This is a genomic window from Tolypothrix sp. FACHB-123 (genome assembly GCF_014697075.1).
In the GTDB taxonomy this organism is placed as follows: domain Bacteria; phylum Cyanobacteriota; class Cyanobacteriia; order Cyanobacteriales; family Nostocaceae; genus Aulosira.
Genome location: NZ_JACJRE010000072.1, coordinates 26,236 through 33,721, shown reverse-complemented (window position 1 = coordinate 33,721; position 7,486 = coordinate 26,236). Strand labels below are relative to the sequence as shown.

Genomic DNA, 7,486 nt, shown 5'->3' with positions numbered 1-7,486 from the left:
TTTTAGCGATCGCTCTCTTCACCAGTTATATATAGTTCTCTTGTACTACTCAAAACACACCTCTACTTAGCACTTTTCTCTATTTAGATGCGTTTGCCCTGACCTTGCAGCACTTGTGTAGGATAAGTTTTAACATGAGACCTTAAACTATTACAAGCAATTTCTTTGGCATTACCTGTTAACATGGGTACATTTGTGCATTTCCCTTCATTATTAAAAGTCCATCCATGATGTCTACACATTAAGGTACCATCTTCATTAATTCTTCCTAGGGATAGCTGCGCTAGTTTGTGAGGACAGTAATCATCCATAACTATCCATTGTTGATGATTATCTTGCCAAATAACTAGTTTTTTACCCAGTAGGGTGACGGGATTGGGATTATTACTATCGAGATAACTTAATGGACTAATAGGATACCATTGTTTAGTCCAAGAAAATTGCGTTTCCATAAGTGAAATCAAAAAAATATTGATTAATTAACAACTCTAGACATTTTCAATTTAGCGTAGAGTGTTTATTTATGGGGATTTAGGAATTATGAACCGCCAAGGACGCCAAGGACGCCAAGGAAGAGGGAGGTATTCTTGAGAGAAGGTCAAGCCTTAATAATTTGTTATAGATTGGAGAAAGTACGCAGCTTGCAAAACTAACCAATGGATAGGGATATGAAAAGCAAACATCCAGCCTACTACGCTTTAGTTTTACAGAGCGTTTTTATCTTTTCGCCCTTACTGCTGTCTCCTGGTAAAATCAATGGGCAAACTGTACCTGCTGCATCGTCTAGGGTGGCTCCTGCTCAGGTATTATCAAATCAGGAACGGGAAGAATTGGCTGGATTGCTGGCGCAACAGCGGATTCAAGATGCAACCCAATCTGATGTTCAGCGTAATTTTAATCAGACAACCATGTCCTTGAATATCTGGATAGTATTATTAACCTTGTTTCCAGTCGCCATAATTGCTTTATTGTGGTTTTTGCGTGGATTAATCATCCACGAAATTGTCAATAAAGCAATGTCGCAGATAGAAGGTGTGGAAAGTTTGCAAACTCAGCTAAATGTTGTGAAGCAAGAAGCTGAAAATGCAATTCAAGAGGTGAAAAACATTACTCAGGAATTGGGGCAAGAGGTTGAGAGTCTGCAAGCTAAAATTAAAAGCGAACAAGAAAATTTATCTTTGATTAATTCTGATTTTACAGCGAAGCAAGAAAGTCTTTTAAATGAGTTAGATGCGGAAATTAAAGTCATTCAAAATAAATTAGAAAATATAGATAGGGAATTTGCTACTCAAATAGGGCAGTTATTATCAAATGCTCAAAATCAAAGTAATTTGACCTTTGAAAGTTTAGGCAAGATAGAATCTGATTTATCGCAGCAATTATCAGAACTGCTATTAAGGACAGAACAACAAAGAGATAGCACTATTGAGAGTTTAGATAAATCTAATTCGGAATTTGTAGGACATTTAGCGGCGTTACAGGCTGATACGCAAAAAGAAAAAGATATAGCTGTTGATCAAATTACGAGTTTAGCAGCAAATGCAGCGAATAAAATATCAGAATCACAAGCAGAGGTTGGACAGCGAAAAGATGCAAGTTTGGTTAATATCGCTGAATTAGAAAATGCTTTGAAAACAGAAGCGATAAATAAAATATCAGAGTTACAAGCAGAAGTTGGACAGCGGAAAGATGCGGTTCTGGTTAATATCGCTGAATTAGAAAATAGCTTGAGAACGCAACTGGCAGAATTACAAGCGAATAGCCAACAACAAAAAGAACAGATTATTGCAGATTTACGTAAACTGCAAGGGGAATTTATTAGTAACTTAGCCCAGTTACAGGGAGATGTGCAAATACAAAAAGATTTAATTATCGAAAATTTAGAAAAATCTGGTTCGGAATTTACTTCGCAATTTTCGGAATTACAAATAAATGCACAACAGCAGAAAATTCTCATTTTAGAAAAGCTGGAAAGATTAGAAACGGATTTTGTATCGCAGCTTTCGGAATTGCAATTAGATGCGCAACAACGCAAGGATTCTATTTTAGAAGAACTCACGGAAATTAAACAGCCAGCGGTAATTGAAATTGAGGCGAAAAAACCAGAACCGCCATTATCCCCCAAGCCAAAAACCTCGTCTAGCAAAGAAGAGATACAGGTTAGCGTTGCTGGTGATGAATATCTGACACGAGGAGATGTATTGTTTGGGGAAAAACGGTATTTAGAGGCGATCGCACTTTACAATCAAGCAGTCGAAACTCAGCCAGATAACCCCGTGGCTTGGTTTAAACAAGGTTTAACTCTCGCCAGGTTGAAACGCTACCAAGAAGCGATCGCCTCCTATGATAAAGCTTTAAAAATTAATCCCAACGATCATCAAGCCTGGTGCGATCGCGGTGTGGCTTTGGGGTATTTACGCAAACATCAACAGGCTTTTGTATCATTTAATCAAGCAACGAAAGTTAAACCCGATGACGCCGTAGCTTGGATGAATCGCGGTTTAGCCTTGATTGAGTTGGAAGAATACGAGGAAGCGATCGCATCTTTTGACAAAGCGATAGAAATTAAACCATCCCCCAAAGCTTGGGATAAACGCGGCTATAGCTTGGTAAGGTTGGGAAGAGATGACGAAGCGATCGCCTCTTTTGATAATGCATTAGTATTGAAGCCAGATTATGCTGTTGCTTTTTACAATAAAGCCGCCTGTTATGCACTACAAAAACAACTGGAATTAGCTTTAGAAAATCTCCAGCAAGCGATGAAATTGAATCCCCGATATCAGGAAGAAGCAGCGACAGATATTGATTTTGATGATATTGCGGATGAGCCAGCTTTTAGGGAATTGATGGGCGTCAGTGGATCAGATAAATAATATAAGGCAAAAGGCAGAAAGCAGTCATATAAAAAGCCTCATTTCTCGTAGTCCGTGTAGGCAAACTAGGTAGAGTTAGCCGCACCCTTGTAGGGTGACGGCGACTTTGAAAACACGCCCTAGGGATTATGCAAATTTAATGCTGATTAGCTTAATTTATTCTGCCTTCTACCCTCTGCCTTTGTTGAGAAATTTTTTACTATTAAACGCGCATAGCCACCATTTTCTGTACGGCTTCTACAATTTGTTCTGGTTGAACAATTGTCAGACGTTCTAGATTGCCGTTATATGGTGTGGGAATATCTTGAGATGAAAGACGTAATACAGGCGCATCTAACTCATCAAATAAGCGGTCATTAATGGAAGCGATAACTTCTGCGCCAATACCTGCTGTACGCATAGCCTCTTCCACAACAATGACACGATGAGTTTTGCGAATCGAAGCACCGATGGTATCAAAATCTAAAGGCTTCAGTGATATTAAATCAATGACTTCAGGGTCGTAACCTTGTTTTTCTAAAGTTTTCACAGCTTGCATCACATGATGACGCATCCGTGAATAAGTAAGAATTGTGACATCCTTACCGCGACGCACAACTTCCGCTTTATCTAAAGGTAGTACGTATTCTTCTTCTGGCAGGTCTTCTTTTAAGTTGTAAAGCAGAACATGTTCAAAGAACAATACGGGGTTGTCATCGCGGATTGCCGCTTTCAATAAACCTTTAGCGTTGTAAGGTGTAGAACAAGCCACAATTTTTAACCCTGGAACCGCTTGGAAGTAAGTTTCTAAGCGTTGGGAATGTTCTGCACCTAGCTGTCTACCTACACCACCAGGCCCCCGAATCACCATAGGGATTTTAAAATTCCCGCCGGAAGTATAACGCAGCATCCCCGCGTTGTTGGAAATTTGGTTAAATGCCAACAGTAAGAAACCCATGTTCATACCTTCGATGATTGGTCTTAAACCAGTCATCGCTGCACCCACAGCCAAGCCTGTAAAACTATTTTCGGCAATGGGGGTATCCAGAACTCTTAGGTCACCATACTTTTTGTACAGGTCTTTGGTGACTTTGTAGGAACCGCCATAGTGTCCTACGTCTTCACCAAGTACGAAAACACTAGAATCACGGGCCATTTCTTCATCAATGGCTTCACGGAGGGCGTTAAAGAAAAGAGTCTCTGCCATTTAAATCTTGAATACAACTGTTGCTTTAGAATCTTATCGCGCCGCCGTGGCAAATACCGTCAGCGATCGCACTAGTTGAAAAAGTCATTGGTCATTGGGCATTTGTCATTGGGCATTGGGCATTGGGCATTGGGCATTTGCCTTGCTTGTCCCTTCTAGCCCCTAGCCCCTAAGTACAAACTGGCGAATCAGCTACTTGTGTTACAACTTCTGGGAAGCGTTTGGGTCTACCTGGTTTGCGTTTATGGCGTTGGTTAATTGATTTTTCGCTAGCTGCTGCTAATTCTTCTGGCGTGCATTTAAATAGACGCAACGCATCTAAATATTTTTTCGGTGTCATTGTCGGTTCAGTACGCCCAGCTTCCCAGTTGCGCACACTAGTTTCACTGATTGCAAGCCTGAAGGCAACCTCTGCACGGCTAAGCCCAGCGCGTTCTCTCAGGACTTGCATATCCATAACTCATGCTCCCTAGAAAAAACTTAGATTGTATTTATTAAATCGGCTGACATTAAATGTCGATTACGGAAATTTTATTAACTATATTCTTTTATAAGCGATCGCCTACACCTCTGGCAAATGAAACCACCCCATATTTATGTACTATCGCGGAAATAATTGACTTGTTTTTATGTGCTGTATTGCCCATCTCCGTAAATATTCTAATTGGGGTAAATGTTCTGTACGTAAGGATTTCAGTCAGTAAATTTCTAATAACTGATCGACAGTCATTACCTAACTATTTTAATTGTTGAGATTTATTGCTTAATGTATCTGGAATCAGTTATGTAAGTTTGGTAGTTAAATGTTGCCAGTAAAAGTTTTACTAGCCCCTCAAGCTGTATAGTTAATGGGGCTTTTTTAGTTTTTTCAGCCTGACGTAATTTTGACCAAGAATTTAAGTTGATTTTTCAACAAAAACTTTGAGAGATTCCAACAATAATCTCACGCTTAGATACCAAGATACTCAATCTAATTAGCACCTTTGTACCCATGCGTGAGATTAGTTAAGAAAAGAGCGATCGCTCTATTGAATTATCTACTAGACTCTAACCAACGGGCGGCATCTTTGGCGTGGTAAGTCAAAATTAAATCTGCACCAGCACGTTTAAAGCCAGTTAAAGTTTCCATGACTATGCGCTGTTCGTCAACCCAACCGTTGAGGGCAGCAGCTTTCACCATAGAATATTCGCCAGAAACGTTATAAGCAGCCACCGGTAGGTTGCTAGCTTCTTTCACCCGCCAAATCACATCCATGTAGGCTAAAGCTGGCTTCACCATCAGCATATCAGCGCCTTCAGCGATATCCAATTCAATTTCTTTAATCGCTTCGCGGGCGTTACCTGGATCCATTTGGTAAGTTCGGCGATCGCCAAATTGTGGTGTAGATTCCGCCGCATCTCTAAATGGGCCATAATAAGCTGAAGCATATTTAGCCGCATAAGATAAAATCGGCGTATCTTGAAAACCAGCTTCATCTAAACCAGCACGAATTGCTTGCACAAAACCATCCATCATTCCCGAAGGTGCAATAATATCCGCGCCAGCTTTCGCTTGAGAAACTGCTGTTTTCTTGAGTAATTCTAAAGTTGGATCGTTTAATACTCTGCCTGTTAAATCACCTACTTCTAAGTAGCCGCAGTGACCGTGACTAGTATATTCACACAGACAAGTATCAGCCACCACAATTAAATCTGGTACTGCTTCCTTCACCGCAGTAGCTGCTTTTTGCACAATCCCGCAATCATGCCAAGCACCAGTAGCATCTACATCTTTATCGGCGGGAATACCAAATAGAATGATCGCTGGAATTCCTAAGTCATAAACTTCCTTCGCCTCTTCGACAATTTTATCTACCGAAAGTTGATAAACTCCAGGCATTGATTTGACTTCATTAGCAATTCCCTCACCAGGTACTGCAAATAAGGGGTAAATTAAATCACTTGTCGATAAACTGTTTTCTCGTACCATCCGGCGCAGTTGGGGATGGGTACGCAGACGGCGGGGGCGGTGAGTTGGAAACATAAAGTTTTATGAAGAATTACAACGCAAATGGACACAAAATAAAGCGTCACAAAAGCAAGGAAAAACCTTACTCAGCTAGGACAGACTACGAGCAGTGCTTAACTGTCCTTTGCCCTACTGTTGATGAAGCTGTGGGGCAATTTCGTATTGTACAGCGTGGCAGACATCTGTTAGACAAGCTACAAAAAAAAGATTACAAATCTCCTGAAATATTTGCCACGAACATGACTGATTTTTTCATTAGTCATTTGTCATTGATCGAGATTCATGACTAACTAAATGAAAAAGAGGGATAAACAAGAATTATTTGCTCTACAGATAAGCAAACAATTGTCAATTACTAGACGAAAATTAATCATTTCTAATTACCACTATTGACGTTAAAAGATTCCGACACAAAACGTAATAATGGTATGGTTCATTTAGTGATTCAGTTTGTAGTCAGAACTTCAAGCAATCAATTTTGCAGCTTTGAAGTACTTACTAGGGCTAATTACCACAGAAATGAGCCAAATAGTCAGCCTTTAGTTGAGTAGATACCTGGTGAAGTACCACAGGTAACGCTTACGCTGCACCTGTAGCTTCCTGTCCTGAACCAGTAACCCGGTTCATTCCTAGTCTTTCAACTAGCTGATCAGGCGTAGATTTCCCTTCTTCCAAGGGTATTTTTGATTCAGAGAACAGCATCAGGTTGAGGGCAGCATTCACATCTCTGTCCCACAAACTTTTACACTCTGGGCACTTCCACTCACGAATGGATAATGTTAGGTCTTGCTTGATGTATCCGCAGTTGGAACATCTCTTAGAGCTAGGGAAAAATCTATCTACATAGTGAACTTCACAGCCATAGATATCCCCTTTGTATTCCAACATCGTGAGGAAGTTACCCCAAGCCACATCACTGATTTGTCTGGCTAACTTCCGGTTCTTTACCATCCCTTTGATATTGAGACTTTCGACTGATATTCTTTGGTTCTCAGATACCAGCTTCAGACTAATTTTGTGTTGGTAATCTTGCCGTTGATTAGCAACTTTTTCGTGAATTTTAGCAACAGCGAGTCTCGCTTTGCTGCGGTTGTTAGAACCTTTGGCTTTCCTGCTCAACCTCCTTTGTCTAATCTTGAGTCGGCGTAAAGATGCGCGAAAATATCTAGGGTTCTCAAACTTCTCACCCTTTGATGTAATCGCAAACTCCTTTATTCCTAAATCTAAACCAATCTTGTCACCATTCAAAGGCGCATGAGGAATATCCTGTTCAGTAACTATTGATGCGTAGTATTTCCCCGATGGGGTCTTAGATATGGTGACATTCTTTGGTGTCCCTAGTATCTTTCGATGAATCACTATCTTAATCAGAAGTGTAGCTCAAGCAATGCTGCCATATATTCTTCCATAAACCTCTAC

6 protein-coding genes are annotated in these 7,486 nt (G+C 40.4%); 1 reads left to right on the top strand and 5 read right to left on the bottom strand.

Features of this window, described 5'->3' with window-relative positions; all coding sequences use genetic code 11:
- Window positions 1-83 precede the first annotated feature (83 nt).
- Window positions 84-452, bottom strand: coding sequence for a Rieske 2Fe-2S domain-containing protein (locus H6G41_RS29580; RefSeq protein ID WP_190751307.1), 369 nt, complete (start codon window positions 450-452; stop codon window positions 84-86).
- A gap of 216 nt (window positions 453-668) precedes the next feature.
- Here H6G41_RS29580 and H6G41_RS29575 point away from each other — a divergent pair, with 216 nt between their 5' ends.
- The gene (locus H6G41_RS29575; RefSeq protein WP_190751305.1) at window positions 669-2,873 is read left to right on the top strand and encodes a tetratricopeptide repeat protein; all 2,205 of its coding nucleotides are present in this window, start codon (window positions 669-671) and stop codon (window positions 2,871-2,873) included.
- 202 nt (window positions 2,874-3,075) lie between these two features.
- On the opposite strand, the gene H6G41_RS29570 is transcribed toward H6G41_RS29575, so the two are convergent.
- The 4 genes from H6G41_RS29570 to H6G41_RS29555 form a co-directional block, all read right to left on the bottom strand.
- Window positions 3,076-4,059 (bottom strand): alpha-ketoacid dehydrogenase subunit beta, encoded by a 984-nt coding sequence (locus tag H6G41_RS29570; RefSeq protein WP_096646874.1) that lies wholly within the window; start codon window positions 4,057-4,059, stop codon window positions 3,076-3,078.
- Window positions 4,060-4,228: 169 nt separating this feature from the next.
- On the bottom strand, window positions 4,229-4,516 hold the full coding sequence (locus tag H6G41_RS29565) for a DNA-binding transcriptional regulator (protein ID WP_096646873.1): 288 nt from the start codon (window positions 4,514-4,516) through the stop codon (window positions 4,229-4,231).
- A 576-nt stretch (window positions 4,517-5,092) separates the two neighbouring features.
- Window positions 5,093-6,082, bottom strand: a complete 990-nt coding sequence (hemB, locus tag H6G41_RS29560; protein ID WP_190751303.1) for a porphobilinogen synthase — start codon at window positions 6,080-6,082, stop codon at window positions 5,093-5,095.
- A gap of 564 nt (window positions 6,083-6,646) precedes the next feature.
- Window positions 6,647-7,426, bottom strand: a complete 780-nt coding sequence (locus tag H6G41_RS29555) for an RNA-guided endonuclease TnpB family protein (protein WP_308796668.1) — start codon at window positions 7,424-7,426, stop codon at window positions 6,647-6,649.
- Window positions 7,427-7,486 lie beyond the last annotated feature (60 nt).

What these genes read in the sequence shown, in the direction of transcription:
- H6G41_RS29580 (WP_190751307.1), bottom strand. Translation starts at nt 452, where the DNA reads ATGGAAACGCAATTTTCTTGGACTAAACAATGGTATCCTATTAGTCCA.
- H6G41_RS29575 (WP_190751305.1), top strand. Translation starts at nt 669, where the DNA reads ATGAAAAGCAAACATCCAGCCTACTACGCTTTAGTTTTACAGAGCGTT.
- H6G41_RS29570 (WP_096646874.1), bottom strand. Translation starts at nt 4,059, where the DNA reads ATGGCAGAGACTCTTTTCTTTAACGCCCTCCGTGAAGCCATTGATGAA.
- H6G41_RS29565 (WP_096646873.1), bottom strand. Translation starts at nt 4,516, where the DNA reads ATGGATATGCAAGTCCTGAGAGAACGCGCTGGGCTTAGCCGTGCAGAG.
- hemB (WP_190751303.1), bottom strand. Translation starts at nt 6,082, where the DNA reads ATGTTTCCAACTCACCGCCCCCGCCGTCTGCGTACCCATCCCCAACTG.